We start from the raw sequence: 20,560 nt of genomic DNA on the forward strand, positions 1-20,560 counted from the left end.
GTGATGGTTCACTTAAAAACATGGCATGTGGTATCTGAAACAAAAGGTCAGGATCAGATCAGGGTAATTGAAAATGGTTCAAAAAAATCCCCCGGGGCAAACTGAGGGATTTGTGTAGAAGAGACAGTTATATAAGGGGTTTTTGTTGTGCAGAAAAAAGTCTATGCTGGAAGCCTATTTAACGTTTCGCTTGAGGGCAAGTTATGTGGATTAGGGGACAAGTGATAGAACGTATTGATTGGAGTGATAAGTTATTCTCATTGCGCATTGCTGCCGAGTTAGCTCCATTTATTCCTGGTCAGTTTATCAAGTTAAGTCAAATGCAAGATGATAAGCGTGTGGCTAGAGCCTACTCCTTAGTAAATTCTCCCGATAAACCCTATGCCGAGGTGCTCGCCGTTGCGGTAGAGGATGGCCTGTTATCGCCTCAATTACACAACCTTGCAATAGGCGATGAAATTGAAATTACCTCAACCGCGACCGGTTTTATGACCTTAGCTGAAATTCCTAAGGGTGAACTCCAAGGGAAGCATTTGTGGTTTTTAGCCACAGGAACAGCAGTAGGGCCATTTTTGTCTATGCTCGACACCGATGAACCTTGGGAGCGTTTTGAAAAAGTCGTGCTTGTGTATGGCGTGCGCGAAGCACAGGATTTGGCATATCTTGATAAGCTGCGTAATTTAGAACGTAAATACCCTGAACAATTTACATTAGTCTTGAGTGTTACCCGTAAACCCTTTGCCGATGCTTTGCAGTGCCGCATTCCCGAGGGAATAGTCTCGGGTGAAATCGAAAAAAAGGCAGGATTAACCTTAAACGCAGCTGACTCTCAAGTTATGATCTGCGGCAATCCGGGTATGATTAATGGTGCGCAAGCCGCTTTACTCGATAAAGGGTTAGTGAAGAATTTACGCCGTGCTCCTGGGCAAATTACCGTTGAAAAATACTGGTAATCTCAATTTTACATAGAAGGCGAGAGTAAACTTGTTTCCGTTCTTGCCCCTAAAAAGCCATAGCGTTTAATGCAAACAAAAGGAAATTTTTGATGAAGTTGTTAAGTTCTCAAGCTTCGCCCTATGCCCGTTGTGTAAGAGCCTTAATCCAGTATCTAGGGATTAACAATATTGAAGAGCAGTTAGTTAATCCCTTTGAAAACAGCGCAGAATTACTCGATGCTAACCCGTTAGGACAGATCCCGTGTCTTATTACCAACGATGGTGTAGCACTATTCGATAGTGAAGTGATCATGCGTTACCTAGATGCAGAGCTTGGCGATCGTAAGATGTTTGGGATCTCAAATAATAACTGGGTGCTGGAGTGTCAGTATTCTTTAGTTAAAGGCTTAATCGATAGCGCGGTGAAATTACGCCAAGAGCAAATGCGTGAAGAAGAAGGCGTGAGATCAGTATTTTGGACTGCACGTTTTGAACAAGCACTGCTGCGCGGCCTTATGCAGATTGAGCTTCAAACTGTGATCACCCAAACCACGATTCAAGCACCGCAATTAGCCTTGATTTGCTTACTCGATTATGTGGATTTTAGACATCCAGAGCTAGATTGGCGTAAGGTTGCACCTGCGACAGCACTTTGGTTCAGTGAAATGCGTGATTTACCTGCATTTATTCAAACTCGTCCCCAATAATCCGCAGAGGATGCTCAACCGTCGGTTGCGCGTCTTCCTCTTGGCCTATCACGGCGATTTTGTTCACCAAAAGCGCCGAATAACTCACGAGTAACCCCATATTCTACTCTGCGATCATTGCCTAGTTGGCGCCTGTCTTCATGGTGTTGATAGCGGCATTGGCAGTTTGCCATAGTGCATTCTTCCATCGGAATTTCGGGCGCATCTTTCGATAAAAATCGTTTTCCAGAAAGCGCTTCAATCTGCTCACAGCAACTGCCGTTATTCACTATGCTCACACTGTGAAAACTGTGAGTTTTATTAATACTGGGATCTGCAGCTTGAGAAGAGTGTTTATGTCTTTTGGGACTAGTATTGAGTTTGAATAAGCCAAATAGCGCAATTGCGGCTACGCCTAGCAGCAAAACAGTTAACATAACGCCTCCTGAAAGCATTTTTATCAAATTAAGGTTCAGTTTAGTTTGATTTGAGATAATCTCAAATTTTCAGATTAATACCATTAAAAACATAAAGTTAATTAGCTGCTTGCTCTCAAGTTCTGTATCTATTACTCTTGCGAAACTGATAAGCATTATCATTAATGCGTTAGTGTTCAAATTTTGCAGAACACGTCATCACTTTGGGGAGAATTCGGTAATGAAATGGGTAACTTGCGCGGCTGTTTTTGGGTTAATGTCGGTTGGGCATTCAGCGAATGCAGATGATAAATTAACCGTTTATTCTTATCGCCAAGCTTTCTTGGTGGAGCCTATCCTGACGCGTTTCACCGAAGAAACTGGCATAGGTGTGAATTTGGTATTTGCTAAAGACGGTATTGCCGAGCGTCTCGTCCGTGAAGGCCGTTTATCCCCAGCGGATCTTGTGCTGACGTCTGATTTTTCACGTTTAGTTGAATTAGTGGATAAAGATCTAACCTCTCCAGTCAAAAATCCCCTGCTAGAGAGCAATATTCCTGCGCAGTATCGCGATCCCGATGGCCAGTGGTATGCCCTGACTATGCGGGTGCGAAATCTCTATACAGCCAAGGATCGTTTAGGCCAGCAGCAATTGACCTATGAAGAATTAGCCGATCCCAAATATAAAGGAAAGATTTGTACTCGCAGTGGTAAGCATCCATACAACATAGCGTTAGTCGCATCTATGATTGCTCATCACGGTGAAGCTGAGGCAAAAACTTGGTTACAAGGCGTGAAAACTAATTTAGCCCGCAAACCTCAGGGGAACGACAGGGGGCAAATTGCCGCAGTAAAAGAAGGTGTGTGTGAGATCGCCATTGGTAATAGCTACTATTACGGCAATATGTTGCAGGATCCTGAGCAAAAGGCGATTGCCGAAGCTGTGACGCTCAACTTCCCGAACCAAGCTGACCGCGGTGCCCATGTGAATGTGTCTGGCATGGTATTAACTCGCCATGCGCCTAATAAAGCCAATGCGATCAAATTGATGGAGTTCTTATCCGCCGATGTGGCTCAGAAGGCCTATGCCGATGTGAATATGGAATATCCAGTGAAAGCCGATGTGGCACCTTCATCTTTAGTGGCCTCATGGGGTAAGTTTAAGTCAGATCAGTTACCCATTTTTAAGTTGGCAGAATATCACCAAGCGGCGGTTAAGCTATTAGATGAAGTGCAGTTTGATCTCTAGCTCCAGTACTAGCGACAAAATGCAGATTTAGGTTATCAGCGCCAGTGATTGGCGCTGTGACTTTTTAAGGATTGACATGATTTTAGGATTAGCCAGAAGCTGGTCGCTTGCTGGTTATGCTGTGGCCGCCTTGCTGGTATTGCCACTATTTGCGTTGATATTTCAAGCTTTTCAGCCTGACGAAGCCGTGTTTGGGCACTTGATGGCAACGGTTCTGCCGACATATATCATTAATAGTTTATTGCTGATTTTCTGGGTGAGTCTGGGTGCGTTATTACTCGCGTTACCCTGCGCTTGGTTGATGGCTCGTTGTGACTTTGTAGGCAGGCGATATTTGCAATGGGCGCTATTATTGCCCCTCGCTATGCCTGCGTATATTGTTGCCTACGTCTATACCGATTTACTCGATTATGCGGGGCCAGTGCAGCGCGGTCTTCGTTCGATATTTGGTTGGAACTCACCGCAGGATTATTTCTTCCCCGATATTCGTACCTTAGGCGGCGCGGCGTGTATGTTGTCGCTGGTATTGTTTCCCTATATTTATCTCTTGGCGCGTACCGCTTTTATGGAGCAATTCTTAAGTTTGGCGCATGCTTCGCGCATTATGGGCTGTTCACCGTGGCAAAGTTTTTGGCGTTTATCTTTGCCTATGGCAAGGCCTGCGCTCGCCGTTGGGGTGGCTTTAGTGGCGATGGAGACTGCCGCTGATTTTGCAACGGTTAACTATTTTGCTGTGCCTACTTTAACGACAGCCGTGTACGACACTTGGTTGGGTTATGGCAATTTGACCGCCGCCGCTAAGTTATCGGCGATTATCTTGCTGGTGGTATTTAGTCTGATTGGATTTGAGCGTTTTGCCCGTCGTAAACAGCAGTTATTCCAAAAACAATCACGTATACAAGTCACTGACTTGTATCGACTCTCGATGACTCAAACCTTGGTCGCACTCAGCTTTTGCGGCATGCTATTGCTATTAGCCTTTCTGTTACCTTTCGGGATTTTATTATCCTATGCGATTGGTTACTTTGAACAAAGCTGGGATAAGAGTTTTTGGCAATTGAGTCTTAACAGCCTCAGTCTTGCGCTGATCACCAGTTTACTCTGTTGCTTAATCGCCTTACTGCTTATGTTCGTTCGCCGGATAAGCCCAAGACAGAGTGATGCTTTGCCCTCACGGTTAGCTTCGACGGGCTATGCCTTACCAGGCACTGTGCTGGCTATTGGGGTATTAGTGCCTTTAACTATGTTAGATTTTGCGATTAACGATCTGGCGGATCTTGTCGGCATAGCAGGCCCAGGCCTTATCCTAACAGGCAGTGTGATGGCATTGATTTTTGCTTTTTGTGTGCGTTTCGTGGCAATTGCGATTGGCAGTGTTGAAAGCAGTTATAAACGCATCTCGCCATCGCTGGATATGGTGAGCCTGACCATGGGGCAAACTCCTAGGCAACTTTTGCGGCGGGTGCATTTGCCTTTACTTGCTAAGGGATTATTTGCGGGCGCTTTATTGGTGTTTATCGAAAGCATGAAGGAACTGCCCGCTGCGTTATTGCTGCGGCCTATCGGCTTTGAGAATCTTGCAACTTATGTATTCCAGTTTGCGTCCGATGAAAAACTCGAGCACGGCGCATTAGCTGCTATTGTGATTGTACTGGTGGGTTTAGTGCCGCTTATTTATTTAAACCGTTCATTGGAGCATCACAGCTGATGACAAGTACGCTCAAGCTTAAGCAAATTCATAGCGATTATCAGGGCCAGCAAGTACTTAAAGGTTTGAGTTTAACGCTCGCCCAAGGGGAAATCCTGGCGTTGTTAGGCCCAAGCGGTTGTGGCAAGACGACCTTATTACGTGCGGTTGCTGGATTACAGGCCATAAGCCAAGGTGAAATCCAGATTAATGGCCGCATAGTGAGTGGCGATAGCCAGTTTGTACCTAGCGAGCAGCGCGGCATCGGCATGATTTTTCAAGACTATGCGCTTTTCCCTCATTTGACTGTGGCGGAAAATATCCTCTTTGGGGTGGCTAGATTGTCGGGCGCAGAACGTCAGGCACGTTTGGATGAAATGCTAGCCTTGGTCAAACTTGAAGGGTTGGCACAGCGTTATTCCCATGAATTATCTGGCGGTCAGCAGCAGCGAGTTTCGATTGCGCGGGCACTTGCCTATGAGCCGCAATTATTGCTGCTCGATGAGCCTTTTTCCAATATTGATGCCCAAGTGCGCTACGAGATGATGGCGGAAATTCGCAGCATCTTAAAACAGCGTAATGTCAGCGCGGTGTTTGTTACTCATAGCAAGGATGAAGCCTTTGTATTTGCAGATACTTTAGCCATCTTTAATCAAGGCATCATAGTGCAGCATGGTAGTGCCGAAGCCTTATATGCCTCCCCAAACAGCCGCTATGTGGCGGACTTTTTAGGTAGCGGTAATTACTTACCTGCAGCAGTGCTTGATGGGCACAGTGTTGTCACTCCTATAGGTCATTTAACCAGCCTCACGCCATTAAATTTGCCGAACGAGTTCAGTGGAACAGTATTCTTGCGACCACAGCAATTGACGCTTAGCGCCGATGAACAGGGCGTTGGTACTATCACTGAGCGACGTTTCTTAGGCGCCTTTTGTCATTATTGGGTCAAAATTGAAGCCGCTTCCCATGCTTATTATGTGGAGGTGCGTAGCCAAATGATGCAGCTAAGTATCGGTCAAAAGGTTGGGGTAACGACTGAGCCGCATTCGCTCGTGTTGTTTGAATCTTCAGCATATTCAAACTGTGGGGACCCAATCTAAGCGATGAGTATTTATTTAATGCAGATATGACATAGCCAACTAAAGTACGACATTTTTGCTTACGTTAAACTTGGGTCTATGCGGTATTGGTTGGTGATATTTTCGACCATCCTTGCTACTTTTATCCTCCGGTTTTGGAGGAATTATGATAAAAACAATAAATTCAATTTGCACCCTCGTTATTGTAGCAACGGCAATATCGTCTTCAGGAGTGATGGCCATGGATAGGATCACAGGTAAAGCCTTCGCAACGCGATCAGAAGTGTATGCAACCCAAGGGATGGCGGCGACCAGTCAGCCTTTAGCCACGCAAGTCGCTATTGATATACTCAAACAGGGCGGCAGTGCGGTCGATGCAGCGATTGCCGCTAACGCTATGTTAGGATTAGTCGAGCCAACGGGCTCGGGTGTCGGCGGGGACTTATTTGCTATCGTTTGGAGCGCAAAAGATAAACGCCTCTATGGTCTAAATGCATCGGGGCGCAGTCCCAAATCCTTAAGTTTAGAAAAGCTTAAATCCCTCGGATTAGACTATTTACCGCCGCTTGGACCTTTGCCGGTTTCTGTACCGGGCACTGTGGACGGTTGGTATGAGCTGCATAATAAGTTTGGTAAATTAGCTATGGCTGATAACCTCGCGCCTGCCATTCATTACGCCCGTGATGGTTTCCCTGTGTCAGAGTTGATTGCCTATTACCTTGATGCTAGTGGTAAAAAACTGGCTAAATTCCCCGGTTTTAAAGAAACCTATATGCCTAATGGTAAGATGCCTACCGTAGGGGAAATCTTTAAAAATCCCGCGCTTGCTAACACCTATGAGAAAATTGCCAAGGGCGGCCGCGATGCTTTCTATAAAGGTGATATTGCCAAAAGTATTGATAAGTACATGAAATCCCAAGGTGGTTATTTAAGTTATGATGACTTAGCGAGCCATACTAGCGACTGGATAGATCCCGTTTCGGTGAACTACCGTGGTTACGATGTGTGGGAACTGCCACCTAATGGTCAAGGCATTGCGGCGCTACAAATCTTAAAAACTATGGAGCCCTTTAATGTGGCTGCCATGGGCTTTAATAGTCCTGAATATGTTCATTTATTTGTCGAATCAAAGAAACTCGCCTTTGCCGACAGAGCTAAGTTTTATGCCGACATGGCCTTTAATAAAGTGCCCGTTACTGAGCTTATCTCACAGAAATATAACTATGATCGCGCTAAGTTGATTGACCCTACAAAAGCCGCCAAAAGTGTCGATGCGGGTAATCCAGCGTTGCAACATGGCGATACTGTGTACCTGACTACTGCCGACAAAGATGGCAACATGGTGTCACTCATTCAGAGTAATTACCGTGGTATGGGGTCAGGGATGACACCGCCGGATCTCGGCTTTGTGCTGCAAGACCGCGGGCAAATGTTTGATTTAACGGAAGGGCGTTTTAATACCTACGCACCGGGCAAGCGTCCATTCCATACCATTATTCCGGCTTTTGTGACCAAAGACGGTAAACCTTGGCTGAGCTTTGGGGTGATGGGCGGCGCGACTCAGCCACAAATGCACGCGCAGATTGTAATGAATCTGATTGATTTTAAAATGAACTTGCAAGAAGCGGGCGATGCCCCCAGAATTTTGCATATGGGTTCAACCGAGCCCACAGGCGAAGTGATGAAGGATGGCGGCTACGTCAGTTTGGAATCAGGTTTTCCGGTAGAAACCCGTCGTGAGTTGATTAAGAAAGGCCATGTACTGCGTGATGGACTTGGGGAGTTTGGTGGCTATCAAGCCATTGGATTTAATGCCGAAACCGGCGTATATCGTGCGGCCTCTGAGAGTCGCAAGGATGGTCACGCCGCAGGCTATTAACACTAAGATAAATGCTAAGGTAAACTCAACACTGAGTGAACCTGACGTCATGGATTCGATTTAACTGATTGGCGAGACTTTAATGGTCTCGTCAATTTTTATGTTTAAGGGTCTGGGGTGGGATAATGCTCCGCTATTGGCATTATCATAAACAGATCAGAGCAAACTGTGCGTTAGTTAATGTCATTTTTAGGTAAAGTTGCGGATAATATTGCCGAAAATGAATTTAGAAAAAGGGTGATAACCAAATGGATATTCAAAATATGCCGCGTGAACAGTTGGGTGTGTGTGCAGAGGGGAACTTACACAGTGTCTATTTGATGTTTAATGCCAATGACAATGTCGAGTCGCAATTACGTCCCTGTCTTGCCAACGTTGCGCAGTATATTTATGAGCTGACAGATCAATATTCCGACAGTGCATTCAATGGTTTTGTTGGTATTGGTGCTAATTATTGGGATAGCCTCTATCCTACTGCTCGCCCAGAACTGCTTAAACCTTTCCCTGCGATGCAAGTGGGCAGTCGTGAAGCACCTGCAATTGAATATGATTTATTCGTGCATATTCGCAGTGATCGTTACGATATTCTGCATTTAGTGGCTAATGAAATCAGCCAAATGTTTGAAGATTTAGTGGAGTTAGTTGAAGAAGAGCGTGGCTTTAGATTTATGGATAGCCGTGATTTGACTGGTTTTGTCGATGGTACCGAAAACCCTAAGGGGCGTCACCGCCAGGAAGTGGCACTTGTGGGTGATGAGGATACTGAGTTTAAGGGGGGCAGCTATATCCATGTGCAAAAATATGCCCATAACTTAAGTAAGTGGCATAGGTTACCAGTTAAAAAACAAGAAGATATTATCGGCCGTACTAAGCAAGATAATATAGAGTATGAATCTGAAGATAAGCCACTGACCAGCCATATCAAACGCGTTAATCTTAAAGATGCCGATGGTAAGTCAATGGAGATCCTGCGTCAGAGTATGCCCTATGGTTCGCTGAAGGAGCAGGGATTAATGTTTATCTCTAACTGCCGCACGCCAGAACATTTTGAAAAGATGCTGCATAGCATGATGTTTGGTGATGGTGAAGGCAATCATGATCACTTGATGCATTTTACTAAGGCGATGACAGGTTCATCTTTCTTTGCCCCCGCACTGGATTTTATGCTGCAGTTCGACGAATAAGCTTTCTATAATCAAGCCGAATTAGCATCAATCGAGACGCACTTAAGCTAACGCCTAAGTGCGTTTTTTTATGCTAATGCGCGGGAACCCATTTTTTGATATCGAGCTGCCATTGCAGGGCGGTGAAATCGATAAAGGCGCGCACTAGATTTTGCTGATAACTGCGGGACAAATACACTGCCCACAGGGTTTGGCCTGGTGTCGTAAATTCAGGTAGGACTTCTTTGAGCTGACCACTGGCAAGGTACTGGTTAGCCAAGTCACAGGGTAAACGCACTATGCCATGTCCACGTAGCGCCGCACTGACCAACACTCCCATATCGTTAGCCCTAAGATTCCCTGTAACTTTGACGTGCTCGGCTTGCAGTTCTTTTAGAAAAGGCCAGTTTTGTTGCGCTGAGTGTATCAGGCAGTTGTGGGCCAGCAGATCTATGGGTTCGAGGAGTGGCGTTGCGCTATCAAGATAGCTCGGCGCCGCGCAAAGTACCGCATCTATGGTCATCAAACGCCGAGCTATGAGATTATCATCGGGTTGCTCGGTATAACGTAGCGCCACGTCGACTCTTTCATCTACCAATTGCGCAAAACTGTCCGACATCACAAGTTGAATGTTGACCTTAGGATGAATTTTAATAAAGCGATCGACGACATCAAACAGACTGTGCTGCCCAAGGCCAATAGGCGTAGCGATACGAATACTGCCTACCAGTTCACTGTTATGGCTGTGGGCACGGCTCTCCATGGCCGCAACTTCACTTAAGATCCGCTGGCAAAATTGTAGCGCTTCCTCACCCTGCAAAGTCAAGCTGGCGCTGCGCGTGGTGCGGTGTAATAAGCGTAAACTCAACCACTGCTCCACTTCTTGAATATGACGGGAAACCTGCAGGCGGCTGAGGTCTAAATGTTCGGCAGCTTTGGTAAAGCTGCCACAGTTTGCGACTTCGACGAAACTGCGTATTGCGGCAATTTTATCCACATTAGTATCCTATATTGAAACAATCATGCTCAATTATTGATGTTTATTAGGTGAAAAACTGCAAGTAAACTGGATCCAATGTAAATCATCTGAGTGGGACAATGAAATGAAAATCGCAATTTTAGGTGCAACGGGTTGGATTGGTGGTGCAATTTTAAAAGAAGCACAGAGTCGTGGACATCAAGTGACAGCATTAGTGCGTGATCCAAGCAAGTTATCCGTGGCTGACGTGGCAGTACGTGCCGTGGATTTAGAGCAGCCATTGGTCGCCGATACCTTTGCTGGCGTAGATGTCGTGATTGCCGCCGTTGGTGGCCGTGCCCAACAAAATCATGGTCTAGTGGCGAGTACGGTTCAGCATTTACTGGATGTGCTGCCTAACGCTAACGTGTCACGTTTATTGTGGGTCGGTGGTGCTGGGAGTTTAGAAGTGGCGCCGGGTGTGACGCTGGTCTCTAGTCCAGATTTCCCTGCAGCATATAAAGATGAGGCGTTAGCTCAGGGTGAAGCCTTGAAGGTATTCCGTGCGGCGCAAACGGCAATCAATTGGACCTTTGTGAGCCCAGCGGCTGAGATTTATCCCGGTGAGAGTGAAGGCCCGTACCGTCTTGGTGGAGACAGCTTCTTTACCGATGCTAATGGTCAAAGCCGTATCTCTGTAACCGATTACGCAAAAGCCATGGTAGATGAAGCCGAAAAGGGCGCTCACCCAAACCAGCGCATCAGTGTGGCTTACTGATATCGTTATAGTTGAGTTAGAGATTGTGAGTTAGATATTGTGCTTGAATGTGTAACGTAATCGGGACAATGGCCAAATAACCAGCGCGGTATAGCACTTCAAAATGTACAGGTAAAATAGAACAGGTCAGCTCACTGACCTGTTTTTTTATTCTGCATAATTGAATAAAGATTTGATGGTTTCTAAGGTATCGGCGATATCTTGGATGCTCGATGGGCAAATAAAGATAGTGTCATCACCGGCAATCGTACCCAAAATGCCTTCTGGTTTACCGATAGAATCCAACAAGCGGGCAATAAGCTGCGCGGCACCAGGGCTAGTTCGCACGACGATCATAGCTTGGTTGTGATCGACGTCGAGTACCAAATTCTTCAGCGGGCTACCCGCGGTGGGTACGCCTAATTCGGCTGGTAAGCAATACACCATCTCTTGCTTAGCGTTGCGAGTCCGCACTGCGCCGAACTTGCTGAGCATGCGTGACACTTTCGATTGGTTAATATTACCAAAGCCTTCAGCTTGCAAGGCGGTGACGATTTCACTCTGAGAGCCAAAGCGCTCTTCTTTTAAAATCGACTTAAAAATTCTAACAAGGTCATCCTGATTCTTGGTCGTTTGCATAATATTATTATTCGTTATTCAAAAAAACAGGCCCATTTTGAATATTTTTAGAAAAATTGTCAACAAATAACCAGATTGGTTGAATAAAAATTCACTAAGTCCCAGTGGTTAAGCGTTTGCTGGGGGCGTAAAAATCCCAATTTGAGTAATTGTTCTACATTGCTTCTACATTATTCCGGAATTCTTTTGTCCCACGACTAAGGGATAATTGAAATTGTTGTGACATTCCAGTAATGTGACGCCAACGCAAATTAGATCCATGTCACACATATCCGAGAAATAACGGAGATAACTATGAAAGTTGCTGTACTTGGTGCTGCTGGTGGTATCGGCCAGGCTCTTGCCCTACTGTTAAAAACTCAATTGCCTGCGGGTTCACAATTGTCTCTATATGATATCGCACCGGTAACTCCGGGTGTTGCGGTTGACTTGAGCCACATTCCAACTGCTGTTGAAATCAAAGGTTTTGCTGGTGAAGATCCAACGCCTGCCCTAGTGGGTGCTGACGTTGTTCTAATTTCTGCTGGTGTTGCACGTAAGCCTGGTATGGATCGTTCAGATCTGTTCAATATCAATGCGGGTATCGTTCGCAACCTGATCGAAAAAGTAGCGGCAACTTGCCCTACGGCTTTGGTTGGCATTATCACTAACCCAGTCAACACGACCGTAGCTATCGCTGCAGAAGTGATGAAAAAAGCGGGTGTTTACGATAAAAACCGTCTGTTCGGTATCACGACTCTAGACGTGATCCGCTCTGAAACTTTCATCGCCGAATTAAAAGGTCTGAACGTTGCTGACGTTAAAGTCAATGTGATCGGCGGCCACAGCGGCGTGACCATTCTGCCATTACTGTCTCAAGTTGAAGGCGCGACTTTCACTGACGAAGAAGTGGCAAGTTTGACGACTCGCATCCAAAACGCGGGTACAGAAGTGGTTGAAGCTAAAGCCGGTGGCGGTAGCGCGACTCTGTCTATGGGTCAAGCGGCTTGCCGTTTCGGTCTGTCTCTGGTTCGTGGTCTGCAAGGCGAAGCTAACATCGTTGAATGCGCCTATGTTGACGGCGGCAGCGAGCATGCTGAATTCTTCGCACAACCTGTACTGTTAGGCAAAAACGGTATTGAAAAAGTACTGCCTTACGGTGAAGTGAGTGCATTCGAAGCTAACGCTCGTGATTCTATGTTAGATACGCTGAAAGGCGATATCAAACTAGGCGTTGATTTCGTTAAATAATCTTTCGGATAATCTTTTTTAGATTATGACGAATTAAAAAACGGAGCCATTGAGCTCCGTTTTTTATGCCTGCGTTTTACACTTTCTAAAGCTCATTCAGCGGCGCTTGGTGGGAATTTGGCAGTTATCATCGCAGCGGGCTTTGCCCGTCAGTAAATAAGAGATGCGATATCTGTGTTTTGCGAATCTGAGATAGCACCAATCGGCGACAGTTTTAATCACGGGCAGGCGTAATAGTTGGATCCAAGCGCGCGTCCCTGTCAGTGCCCACGCTTTACAAGTGACATCTAACCCGAGTAACACTTCGCCCGTTGCGGTTTCGCCATGGAGAATCGTATTAGCGTAGTCTCTATCGATATGGCTGAAGCGCTTACTAAAGTCTGGCGCATTTAAATCCTCAAGCGCAATCAAGTTCTTCGGATCGCGCGCTTTCAGTTGGCGCATCTCGGCGCTACATAATGGACAATTTCCATCGTAAAAAATCCGCAGTTCCATCGGTATTACCTCTGATGACTTGATCACAATACTTGGTCTAAGCTCTTGGCTTGAGTACTTAAGCTTGGTTTTCTTCTACCCTATACGCAGAAAAAAGGGTTTTAGATCGAAGCGATTGTAGAACGGATCAGCATCTCATTTGGTTTTTGTTAGGTTAAATTCAAATGAGTGCAGTAACATCTTGGTTATTCATCAGTTTAACTTGATTGCTGATTTTTAAGCGAACAAGGTAAAACCTGACCAATAACGACTCAAAAGGATAGGTATGACATCTCCCATCATAATCACAGGCGTGGGTAAACGCATAGGTTACGCCTTAGCTAAACATTTTCTCGCCCAAGGTCAGCGTGTGATTGGTACTTATCGCAGCCATTACGCTAGCATCGATGAGCTTAACGCTTTAGGTGCGACTCTGTATCCCTGTGATTTTTATGACGATGCCCAAGTGCAATCCTTAATTGCTGAGTTAGCTAAATTGCCGCAAATTCGCGCCATTATTCACAATGCCTCGGACTGGCAGCCTGATCCTGTGCTTACAAAGAATGAGCCTTTAAAGAGTACCACTTTTGCGCCGAGCGAAGTGCTGCAGCGGATGATGCAAGTGCATGTGAGCGTACCCTATCAGTTGAACTTGGCCTTAGAGGCGCAGCTACGTGCGGGTGCTGGCGATGAAATCGGCGGCAGTGATGTGATTCATATTACTGACTATGTGGCAGAGAAGGGCAGTCAGAAGCATATCGCCTATGCCGCCAGTAAAGCCGCGCTGCACAATATGACGCTATCCTTTGCCGCCAAATTTGCGCCCGAGGTCAAAGTGAATTCGATTGCGCCAGCGATGATCCTATTTAATGCGGGTGATGACGCAGCCTATCAGCAAAAAACCTTAGCCAAAGCGCTGTTGCCGAAAGAGGCGGGGAATGAGGAGATTATCGACTTAGTGGAATATCTGCTGAATAGCCACTACGTCACCGGTCGTTGCCATAATGTCGACGGCGGCCGGCATTTAAGGTAGAGATGGTTCTAGAATCTAGATTCTAGAAGGAGCGAACGACTGCATGATCTATTTTGTTTCATACCAAATATGACATTTTCACCCTCCATAGTGGTCAGATGTAGGAGGTAGAACTCTTTAATAAAAAGAGTGCAGGAGCAGTTATGGAGCGACGCTCTGCTTTTTCTAGCAGCGAAGCGCCCTAGCTTCTAGTTTCTCGATCCTTCTTTTTCAAAATGTCAGTACCCGACTTGGGGTGATGATGAACGGTAAAGGCACATCCCAATACTCGCAGGGTAAACTCGTCACTTGCTGACAGTCGTGGGCGTAACCCATAGGCAAAGGTTTACCTTTAAGCTGCCAGTTTGCCAGCGTCCTATCGTAATAGCCGCCGCCCATGCCCATGCGATTCCCCATTAAATCAAAAGCCACTAAGGGTGTGATAACAACATCTAACTCTGTCACTGGGATAATGGCGCGCACATCTAATTTAGGTTCTAAGATGCCGAATTGATTGGGTTGCATGGGGGTGTCTGCGGTGTAATGCAGGAATAATAATTGTCCGGCATTGAAGGGATGTAACCTAGGCAGATAGGTGTTTATGCCCAATTGCCACAGCGCAGCGATCAGCGGCGGCGTGGCGAGTTCGCCATCGTGGGTGAGATACAGCGCCACATGTTGCGCATTTTGAGCCTGCAATGCATCGAGCATTCGCTGGCAGGCGTTTAAACTTGCTTGGGTTTGTTCTATTTCGGAGAGAGATTTACGGGCGGTGCGAATGGCTTTGCGTAACAGATTGCGGCTTTCTTTTGTATGGAGTGCGATATTTGCCGCATAGTTTGTGACATCTACGGCATCAGCGACTTCTACGGCAAGTTGCGCCGTGTCGCTTTGGGGATTCAAATGAGAAAGTTTGGAAGATGTAGACATAGAATTAAGATGCTCCCCAGAATGCCGCTACCGGTGTAGCCCTTGAACCGTAGGTTCAAGGCGGGTAAATGATTACCTCCTAAGGCTTCTCGGTACAAGCCGAGCATGCACAATGTCAGTAAAGCATTCACCCTGAGATAAAAATTATCGGCACAGGGACATTACCAGTTGGCATGCATCCCAGGGAGCAAAACGGTATTGAATCGCTAAAGCATTGGTTTATGTTGATAATCCAGTTTAGCCATTCACTGTGCGTCAGTTGGTTTAACTCAATGAGTGTTAAATCACTAAGGTGCACAGTTTAAATCTATTTAGTTGAACGCTCAACTAAGGCACTTTCGAGGGTCGACTGCAGCAAGCTGATCCTGTCGTCCATCTGTTGCATGTAGTGTTTATTTTTTTGCTTTTCTTGGAACAACTCGTGTCCAATATTCAGCGCCGCCATAATCGCAATTTCTTCACGGCTTAGGCTATTGGTTCGGGTTTTTAACGCACTGAGTTGTTGTTCAACTCCCAACGCTACCGTACGTAAGGCATCCTCTTGACCTTTCGGGCAAGCGATAGAGTAGGTGCGCCCAAGTAGGGTAATTTCAACAGCACTGTTACTCATGTCGCGGGTGATCCTTTCGTTAGCCTCTTAGGGCGGACTATATAGGGCTGATCTTAAAAGTGCAAGGTAAGCCGCAAATGGATTGGTCTTTGACGGTTTTGTTTGCTGTTTGTGTGAGCAGTTGGATAGTTTTTTATCAGGGCGTGGCCGATTTCGCCATTATTGGGATTCAGTATTGGTTCAAGTCTTTATCTCTGCTAGCATTGCTGCTGGAAAAATCTTATTGGGATCTGATATGGCAACCCCTCCTTCGTTACGTATCGACAGCTTAAAACTCGCCTTAGATGCGGCTGAAATCGGCCAGCATCCGGTAGAAGTTCACGGTGCTTTAGTCGGTTTAATCTGCGGTGGTGTAGAGCAAACTGGCGACACTTGGATCAAGCCTTTATTCGACCTGATGAACGATGGTCAACCTTTGCCAGCGCAGTTGCACCAATTAGTGTGTGATTTGTTTAACGATTCAGTGACGCGTTTAGTGGATTTTGAATTTGGTTTCATGCCGCTGTTGCCTGAAGAAGAAGAGCCGCTCAGCCAACGTGTTGAAGCTTTGTCCCTGTGGACCCAGAGTTTTTTGACTGGCATGGCGATTATTCAGCCGAAACTGAATCAAGCCTCGGCAGAAGTACGTGAAGTGATCAAAGACTTGGCGGAAATTGCCCAAGTGGAATTTGATGTTGCCGACGATGAAGAATCCGAAGCCGCTTACACTGAATTACTCGAGTTTGTACGTATTGCAGCCATCATGTGTTACTCGGAGTTTGGTCCTGAGCTTCCCCATGGTGAGGCTGACGATACTGCGGTTGTACATTAATTTACCGCAGTTGTTTAATGTTCAATAAGTTAACACAGTAGTGGCTTCATTAGATGTCAAAGGTGGGCAAACCTGCCTTTGAGTCCATAGCACTGGTGTTTTTGAGTGCATAGCATTGATGTTTACATCTTTTATGTTTACATGCCTTAGTGTTATGCCAAAGCTTGAATGAGATCCCCATGACGGCCACAAATCACATGGATACTTCAGTTCAACACGTCGACATCGCGATTGTAGGCGGTGCGATGGCGGGGGCGACCCTAGCGTTAGCTCTCGCGCGTCTTTCTTTATCCGCAGCTCGGCCACTTTCTATCGCCTTAATCGAAGCGCACCTTCCCGATAAGCAACACCCCGGATTCGATGCCCGCTCTATTGCTATCGCCCACGGTTCTATTTTCGAATTATCCCGTTTAGGTTTATGGCAAAAGCTCGCCCATTTGGGCACGGCGATTGAAAATATCCATGTGTCGGATCGCGGCCACTTTGGCATGACAGAACTCAATGCGGCGCAGTTTCATTTAGATGCCCTAGGCCAAGTGGTTGAGCTTGAACGAGTTGGCCAAGTGCTGTTTAACGAGTTGAATAAGAGTAGTGTCAAACTCTATTGCCCCGCCAAGCTTGCCCAAGTAGAACCCGCCGTTGAAGGTCACACCTTAGTGCTCGATACGGGCGAGCGAATTCAAGCCAAACTTGTGGTTGCCGCCGATGGTTTGCAATCCAAAGTGCGCAGCAGTTTTAATTTGCCCGTGACCCAAGTGGCCTTCGAGCAAACGGCCATTATTGCCAATATTCAAACTGCCGATTTGCCAACCAATAGGCCTCACAAACATTGGGCCTATGAGCGCTTTACCCAAACAGGTCCCTTAGCGTTGTTGCCTATGGCCGATATTCAAGGTCAACCTCGCTTATCTCTCGTGTGGGCGCTCGATGATACGCGGGCTAAACAGATGCAAGCGGCGCCTAAGGCCGAGTTTTTAGCGGCGCTGCAACAGGCCTTTGGTTATCGTGCGGGCACGTTTATCGATGTCAGCGCGCGCCATGCGTATCCGCTTAATTTGTCTTATATGCCAAGGCCAATTCATCACAGATGTGTGTTTATCGGCAATGCGGCGCAGACACTGCATCCGATTGCGGGGCAAGGGTTTAACTTAGGGTTGAGGGATGTGGTGAGCTTGCTCGATGTGCTCAATACGGCGCTAGCACAGGGCGACGATATCGGCTCCGCCGCTGTGACCCATGCGTACCTTAATGCCCGCGAGCACGACAGAAACAGTACTATCCGAAATATCGAATTTTTAGTCCGTGGCTTTTCAAGCCAATATTGGCCGATGGCGCTGGGGCGTAACTTAGGATTACGGCTCTTGTCTTGGTTTCCGCCACTGAAAACCCCCGTCGCTCAAAAGGCAATGGGCTGGAAATAACTCCGCAATTTACTGGTATCGCAACGCGAAAAGGATGTACCCATGTTAAGTTCACAAGCCTATGACATTGCCATTGTGGGTGGCGGCATGGTGGGACTCGCCACCGCGATTGGATTGGCGCAGGCCGATCTGAATGTCGTCGTTATCGATGCGGGCCACACTGAGGCCGTGAGCGGCGAGCCGCGTTTACGGGTGAGCGCCATCAATAAGGCGAGCCAGCGCTTGTTAGAAAACTTAGGGGCATGGAGTTATTTAGACACTTCCCGCGCTACGCCTTATCAAAAAATGGCTGTGTGGGATAAAGACGGTTTCGGTAAAATTGCCTTTGATGCCAACAGCATCAGCGAAACCAGTCTCGGCGCGATTATCGAAAACGATGCCATTAGCTTTGCCCTCGCCAAACGCGCCAGTGAGTTTGACAATATCACCCATATTCAAAACCAACGCATAGAGCGCATTGCTTTTGGTGAGCGCGAAGCTTGGTTGACCCTTGCCAATGGCGTCGAGTCTGAAATAGAAAGTGTCAGTGCCGCACTTGTGATAGCCGCCGATGGCGCCAACTCTTGGGTGCGTGAGCAATGCAAGATCCCGCTGACCTTTTGGGATTACGGCCACCACGCAATCGTCGCAACTATTCGTACCGAAATGCCACACCTTGCCACCGCCCGCCAAGTGTTTTTGCAGGACGGCCCGCTAGCATTTTTACCTTTGTATGAAGACAATCTCTGCTCTATCGTTTGGTCGGTGCCGCCCGAGCGCGCCACTGAATTATTGGCAATGGATAAAGTGCAATTCGAGCGCAACTTAACCGCGGCTTTCGACGGACGTTTAGGGATTTGCAAGCTGGAAAGCGAGCGCCAAGCCTTCCCATTACGGATGCGTTACGCCCGCCATTTTGCCCGCCACCGTTTAGTATTAGCAGGCGATGCTGCCCATACTATTCATCCGCTGGCTGGCCAAGGGGTGAACCTCGGCTTTTTAGATGCGGCCAGCATTATCGAAGTGATCAGCGAATTACAGCAAGCGGGTAAAGATATCGGCGATTATGCGCAGCTGCGTGCACTTGAACGTTGGCGCAAAGCCGATGCAATGGAGATGATCGCGGCGATGGAGGGCTTTAAACGTCTATTCGAAGGTTCAAACCCAGTCAAAAAGGCGATTCGCGATCTGGGATTAAATCTGGTTGATAATGTCGCTGGGCTGAAAACAGTGTTCATACAACAGGCCATGGGTAATAAGTCGGCACTGCCTAAGTTGTGCCGTTAGCCTAGGTTGCGCTAATGTGATCAGAATTGCTGCTAATATCAGCATATTGACTGCAAGCTGCGCAAATCTGGCCTTCGCATGTAAAAAAATTACATGTTGAAGATGAGAAAATCTAATGACAATGGCTTCGGATTAGAAAAATCTCCTGTATACAAATTTGTGACGCAAGGTATAATTTCGCCGCATTTTAGACCCTAGTATCTACACCCTACACTAGGCAGAGACCTGAAAAAGGCCGCAAAAAGGGATAACAATGGCTAACAAAACTATTCTGTTTAACAAGCACTTAGAATCAAACGCTAAGATGGTCGACTTCCACGGTTGGGATATGCCCCTCAACTATGGTTCACAAATCGAAGAACACAACGCTGTGCGTCAAGACGCGGGTATGTTCGACGTATCCCACATGACTGTGGTTGATGTGATAGGTAGCGACGCTGGTGCATTTCTACGTAAGTTGCTGGCGAACGATGTGGCTAGACTTAAAGTGCCAGGTAAAGCCTTATACAGCGGCATGTTAGATGACAATGCTGGTATCATCGACGACCTCATCACTTACTACCTCACTGACACTAACTACCGCGTGGTAGTGAACTCAGCGACCCGCGAAAAAGATCTCGCTTGGATCGCCAAGCAATCCCAAGGTTTTGATGTCACTGTGACTGAGCGTCCTGAGCTGGCGATGATTGCCGTTCAAGGTCCTAATGCAAAAGCGAAAGCCGCTGCCGTGTTCAGTGCCGAGCAAAACGCCGCCATCGAAGGCATGAAACCTTTCTTCGGTAAGCAAGCTGGCTCACTGTTTATTGCGACTACGGGTTACACAGGCGAAGCGGGCTACGAAATTATCGTCCCAGAAGATGAAGCCCAAGCCTTGTGGCAAGCATTGTTAGATCAAGGGGTTAAACCTTGTGGTCTTGGTGCCCGTGACACGCTGCGTCTCGAAGCTGGTATGAATCTTTACGGCTTAGACATGGACGAAACCATCAACCCATTGGCCGCCAACATGGGCTGGACTATTGCATGGGAACCAAACGACCGTGACTTCATCGGCCGTAAAGCCCTCGAAACACTTCGCGATGCCGGAACCAGCAAACTTGTTGGTCTAGTGATGGAAGAAAAGGGCGTGTTACGCCATGATATGCCTGTATTTTTCACCGACTCAGCCGGTGTAGAGCAACAAGGCGTGATCACCAGCGGGACTTTCTCGCCAACATTGGGCTATTCTATTGCGATGGCACGTGTTCCTAGCTCGATTGGGGATACTGCGGAAGTCGAAATGCGTAAAAAACGTGTGGCTGTTAGAGTAGTGGCGCCAAACTTTGTGCGCAACGGTAAACAAGCATTTTAAAAAAACGGAA

Annotated in this window: 20 protein-coding genes and 1 other RNA gene; 14 read left to right on the forward strand and 7 right to left on the reverse strand. The window is 46.9% G+C overall.

Annotation, left to right across the window (positions count from 1 at the left end; all coding sequences use genetic code 11):
• The first annotated feature begins 203 nt into the window (after nucleotides 1-203).
• Together KFE26_RS03560 and KFE26_RS03565 are read left to right on the forward strand one after the other, a co-directional pair.
• Nucleotides 204-953 (forward strand): ferredoxin--NADP reductase, encoded by a 750-nt coding sequence (locus KFE26_RS03560; RefSeq protein ID WP_105250220.1) that lies wholly within the window; start codon nucleotides 204-206, stop codon nucleotides 951-953.
• Between the two features lie 92 nt (nucleotides 954-1,045).
• On the forward strand, nucleotides 1,046-1,642 hold the full coding sequence (locus KFE26_RS03565; RefSeq protein ID WP_131525196.1) for a glutathione S-transferase N-terminal domain-containing protein: 597 nt from the start codon (nucleotides 1,046-1,048) through the stop codon (nucleotides 1,640-1,642).
• 14 nt (nucleotides 1,643-1,656) lie between these two features.
• Here KFE26_RS03565 and KFE26_RS03570 read toward each other — a convergent pair whose 3' ends face one another.
• A complete protein-coding gene (locus tag KFE26_RS03570; protein WP_212599677.1) occupies nucleotides 1,657-2,058 on the reverse strand; it encodes a hypothetical protein in 402 nt (133 codons plus the stop codon).
• Nucleotides 2,059-2,278: 220 nt separating this feature from the next.
• On the opposite strand from KFE26_RS03570, the gene KFE26_RS03575 reads away from it, so the two are divergent.
• From KFE26_RS03575 to KFE26_RS03595, 5 genes are all read left to right on the forward strand, one after another.
• Nucleotides 2,279-3,286, forward strand: coding sequence for a Fe(3+) ABC transporter substrate-binding protein (locus KFE26_RS03575; protein WP_113939101.1), 1,008 nt, complete (start codon nucleotides 2,279-2,281; stop codon nucleotides 3,284-3,286).
• A 76-nt stretch (nucleotides 3,287-3,362) separates the two neighbouring features.
• Nucleotides 3,363-4,994, forward strand: coding sequence for an iron ABC transporter permease (locus KFE26_RS03580; RefSeq protein ID WP_212599678.1), 1,632 nt, complete (start codon nucleotides 3,363-3,365; stop codon nucleotides 4,992-4,994).
• Nucleotides 4,994-6,073, forward strand: coding sequence for an ABC transporter ATP-binding protein (locus KFE26_RS03585; RefSeq protein WP_212599679.1), 1,080 nt, complete (start codon nucleotides 4,994-4,996; stop codon nucleotides 6,071-6,073). Before KFE26_RS03580 ends, KFE26_RS03585 begins: the two co-directional genes overlap by 1 nt.
• A gap of 145 nt (nucleotides 6,074-6,218) precedes the next feature.
• A complete protein-coding gene (ggt, locus tag KFE26_RS03590; RefSeq protein WP_212599680.1) occupies nucleotides 6,219-7,931 on the forward strand; it encodes a gamma-glutamyltransferase in 1,713 nt (570 codons plus the stop codon).
• A gap of 248 nt (nucleotides 7,932-8,179) precedes the next feature.
• A complete protein-coding gene (locus tag KFE26_RS03595; RefSeq protein ID WP_131525202.1) occupies nucleotides 8,180-9,115 on the forward strand; it encodes a Dyp-type peroxidase in 936 nt (311 codons plus the stop codon).
• Between the two features lie 73 nt (nucleotides 9,116-9,188).
• Here the strand turns inward: KFE26_RS03595 and KFE26_RS03600 are convergent, their stop codons facing one another.
• Entirely contained in the window at nucleotides 9,189-10,091 is a 903-nt protein-coding gene (locus KFE26_RS03600) for a LysR family transcriptional regulator (RefSeq protein ID WP_212599681.1), read from the reverse strand.
• Nucleotides 10,092-10,197: 106 nt separating this feature from the next.
• Between KFE26_RS03600 and KFE26_RS03605 the strand changes: the two genes are divergently transcribed.
• The gene (locus KFE26_RS03605; protein ID WP_212599682.1) at nucleotides 10,198-10,830 is read left to right on the forward strand and encodes an NAD(P)-dependent oxidoreductase; all 633 of its coding nucleotides are present in this window, start codon (nucleotides 10,198-10,200) and stop codon (nucleotides 10,828-10,830) included.
• 147 nt (nucleotides 10,831-10,977) lie between these two features.
• On the opposite strand, the gene argR is transcribed toward KFE26_RS03605, so the two are convergent.
• Nucleotides 10,978-11,448 carry a transcriptional regulator ArgR gene (gene argR / locus KFE26_RS03610; RefSeq protein WP_006080175.1) on the reverse strand — a complete coding sequence of 157 codons (471 nt, stop codon included), beginning with the start codon at nucleotides 11,446-11,448 and terminating at the stop codon, nucleotides 10,978-10,980.
• A 294-nt stretch (nucleotides 11,449-11,742) separates the two neighbouring features.
• Between argR and mdh the strand changes: the two genes are divergently transcribed.
• Nucleotides 11,743-12,678 carry a malate dehydrogenase gene (gene mdh / locus KFE26_RS03615; protein ID WP_105250210.1) on the forward strand — a complete coding sequence of 312 codons (936 nt, stop codon included), beginning with the start codon at nucleotides 11,743-11,745 and terminating at the stop codon, nucleotides 12,676-12,678.
• A gap of 96 nt (nucleotides 12,679-12,774) precedes the next feature.
• On the opposite strand, the gene KFE26_RS03620 is transcribed toward mdh, so the two are convergent.
• Nucleotides 12,775-13,173, reverse strand: a complete 399-nt coding sequence (locus tag KFE26_RS03620) for a thiol-disulfide oxidoreductase DCC family protein (RefSeq protein WP_212599683.1) — start codon at nucleotides 13,171-13,173, stop codon at nucleotides 12,775-12,777.
• Nucleotides 13,174-13,438: 265 nt separating this feature from the next.
• Here KFE26_RS03620 and folM point away from each other — a divergent pair, with 265 nt between their 5' ends.
• Nucleotides 13,439-14,185, forward strand: a complete 747-nt coding sequence (gene folM / locus KFE26_RS03625) for a dihydromonapterin reductase (protein ID WP_212599684.1) — start codon at nucleotides 13,439-13,441, stop codon at nucleotides 14,183-14,185.
• Nucleotides 14,186-14,395: 210 nt separating this feature from the next.
• Here the strand turns inward: folM and KFE26_RS03630 are convergent, their stop codons facing one another.
• From KFE26_RS03630 to KFE26_RS03640, 3 genes are all read right to left on the reverse strand, one after another.
• Nucleotides 14,396-15,094: a 5-formyltetrahydrofolate cyclo-ligase gene (locus KFE26_RS03630; protein ID WP_212599685.1), complete on the reverse strand. Its 699-nt coding sequence runs from the start codon at nucleotides 15,092-15,094 to the stop codon at nucleotides 14,396-14,398.
• A 9-nt stretch (nucleotides 15,095-15,103) separates the two neighbouring features.
• Nucleotides 15,104-15,284, reverse strand: a non-coding RNA gene (gene ssrS / locus KFE26_RS03635) — 6S RNA.
• 117 nt (nucleotides 15,285-15,401) lie between these two features.
• Nucleotides 15,402-15,704 (reverse strand): cell division protein ZapA, encoded by a 303-nt coding sequence (locus KFE26_RS03640; RefSeq protein WP_105250206.1) that lies wholly within the window; start codon nucleotides 15,702-15,704, stop codon nucleotides 15,402-15,404.
• Between the two features lie 235 nt (nucleotides 15,705-15,939).
• Between KFE26_RS03640 and KFE26_RS03645 the strand changes: the two genes are divergently transcribed.
• From KFE26_RS03645 to gcvT, 4 genes are all read left to right on the forward strand, one after another.
• A complete protein-coding gene (locus tag KFE26_RS03645; RefSeq protein WP_105252998.1) occupies nucleotides 15,940-16,515 on the forward strand; it encodes a UPF0149 family protein in 576 nt (191 codons plus the stop codon).
• A gap of 179 nt (nucleotides 16,516-16,694) precedes the next feature.
• Nucleotides 16,695-17,936, forward strand: coding sequence for a 2-octaprenyl-6-methoxyphenyl hydroxylase (ubiH, locus tag KFE26_RS03650; RefSeq protein WP_212599686.1), 1,242 nt, complete (start codon nucleotides 16,695-16,697; stop codon nucleotides 17,934-17,936).
• A 42-nt stretch (nucleotides 17,937-17,978) separates the two neighbouring features.
• Nucleotides 17,979-19,202, forward strand: coding sequence for an FAD-dependent monooxygenase (locus tag KFE26_RS03655; RefSeq protein WP_212599687.1), 1,224 nt, complete (start codon nucleotides 17,979-17,981; stop codon nucleotides 19,200-19,202).
• A gap of 253 nt (nucleotides 19,203-19,455) precedes the next feature.
• Nucleotides 19,456-20,550, forward strand: a complete 1,095-nt coding sequence (gene gcvT / locus KFE26_RS03660; RefSeq protein ID WP_212599688.1) for a glycine cleavage system aminomethyltransferase GcvT — start codon at nucleotides 19,456-19,458, stop codon at nucleotides 20,548-20,550.
• Nucleotides 20,551-20,560 lie beyond the last annotated feature (10 nt).

The organism is Shewanella sp. M16 (assembly GCF_018224605.1).
In the GTDB taxonomy this organism is placed as follows: Bacteria; Pseudomonadota; Gammaproteobacteria; order Enterobacterales; family Shewanellaceae; genus Shewanella; species Shewanella oncorhynchi.

What these genes read in the sequence shown, in the direction of transcription:
- KFE26_RS03560 (WP_105250220.1), top strand. Translation starts at nt 204, where the DNA reads ATGTGGATTAGGGGACAAGTGATAGAACGTATTGATTGGAGTGATAAG.
- KFE26_RS03565 (WP_131525196.1), top strand. Translation starts at nt 1,046, where the DNA reads ATGAAGTTGTTAAGTTCTCAAGCTTCGCCCTATGCCCGTTGTGTAAGA.
- KFE26_RS03570 (WP_212599677.1), bottom strand. Translation starts at nt 2,058, where the DNA reads ATGTTAACTGTTTTGCTGCTAGGCGTAGCCGCAATTGCGCTATTTGGC.
- KFE26_RS03575 (WP_113939101.1), top strand. Translation starts at nt 2,279, where the DNA reads ATGAAATGGGTAACTTGCGCGGCTGTTTTTGGGTTAATGTCGGTTGGG.
- KFE26_RS03580 (WP_212599678.1), top strand. Translation starts at nt 3,363, where the DNA reads ATGATTTTAGGATTAGCCAGAAGCTGGTCGCTTGCTGGTTATGCTGTG.
- KFE26_RS03585 (WP_212599679.1), top strand. Translation starts at nt 4,994, where the DNA reads ATGACAAGTACGCTCAAGCTTAAGCAAATTCATAGCGATTATCAGGGC.
- ggt (WP_212599680.1), top strand. Translation starts at nt 6,219, where the DNA reads ATGATAAAAACAATAAATTCAATTTGCACCCTCGTTATTGTAGCAACG.
- KFE26_RS03595 (WP_131525202.1), top strand. Translation starts at nt 8,180, where the DNA reads ATGGATATTCAAAATATGCCGCGTGAACAGTTGGGTGTGTGTGCAGAG.
- KFE26_RS03605 (WP_212599682.1), top strand. Translation starts at nt 10,198, where the DNA reads ATGAAAATCGCAATTTTAGGTGCAACGGGTTGGATTGGTGGTGCAATT.
- argR (WP_006080175.1), bottom strand. Translation starts at nt 11,448, where the DNA reads ATGCAAACGACCAAGAATCAGGATGACCTTGTTAGAATTTTTAAGTCG.
- mdh (WP_105250210.1), top strand. Translation starts at nt 11,743, where the DNA reads ATGAAAGTTGCTGTACTTGGTGCTGCTGGTGGTATCGGCCAGGCTCTT.
- KFE26_RS03620 (WP_212599683.1), bottom strand. Translation starts at nt 13,173, where the DNA reads ATGGAACTGCGGATTTTTTACGATGGAAATTGTCCATTATGTAGCGCC.
- folM (WP_212599684.1), top strand. Translation starts at nt 13,439, where the DNA reads ATGACATCTCCCATCATAATCACAGGCGTGGGTAAACGCATAGGTTAC.
- KFE26_RS03630 (WP_212599685.1), bottom strand. Translation starts at nt 15,094, where the DNA reads ATGTCTACATCTTCCAAACTTTCTCATTTGAATCCCCAAAGCGACACG.
- KFE26_RS03640 (WP_105250206.1), bottom strand. Translation starts at nt 15,704, where the DNA reads ATGAGTAACAGTGCTGTTGAAATTACCCTACTTGGGCGCACCTACTCT.
- KFE26_RS03645 (WP_105252998.1), top strand. Translation starts at nt 15,940, where the DNA reads ATGGCAACCCCTCCTTCGTTACGTATCGACAGCTTAAAACTCGCCTTA.
- ubiH (WP_212599686.1), top strand. Translation starts at nt 16,695, where the DNA reads ATGACGGCCACAAATCACATGGATACTTCAGTTCAACACGTCGACATC.
- KFE26_RS03655 (WP_212599687.1), top strand. Translation starts at nt 17,979, where the DNA reads ATGTTAAGTTCACAAGCCTATGACATTGCCATTGTGGGTGGCGGCATG.
- gcvT (WP_212599688.1), top strand. Translation starts at nt 19,456, where the DNA reads ATGGCTAACAAAACTATTCTGTTTAACAAGCACTTAGAATCAAACGCT.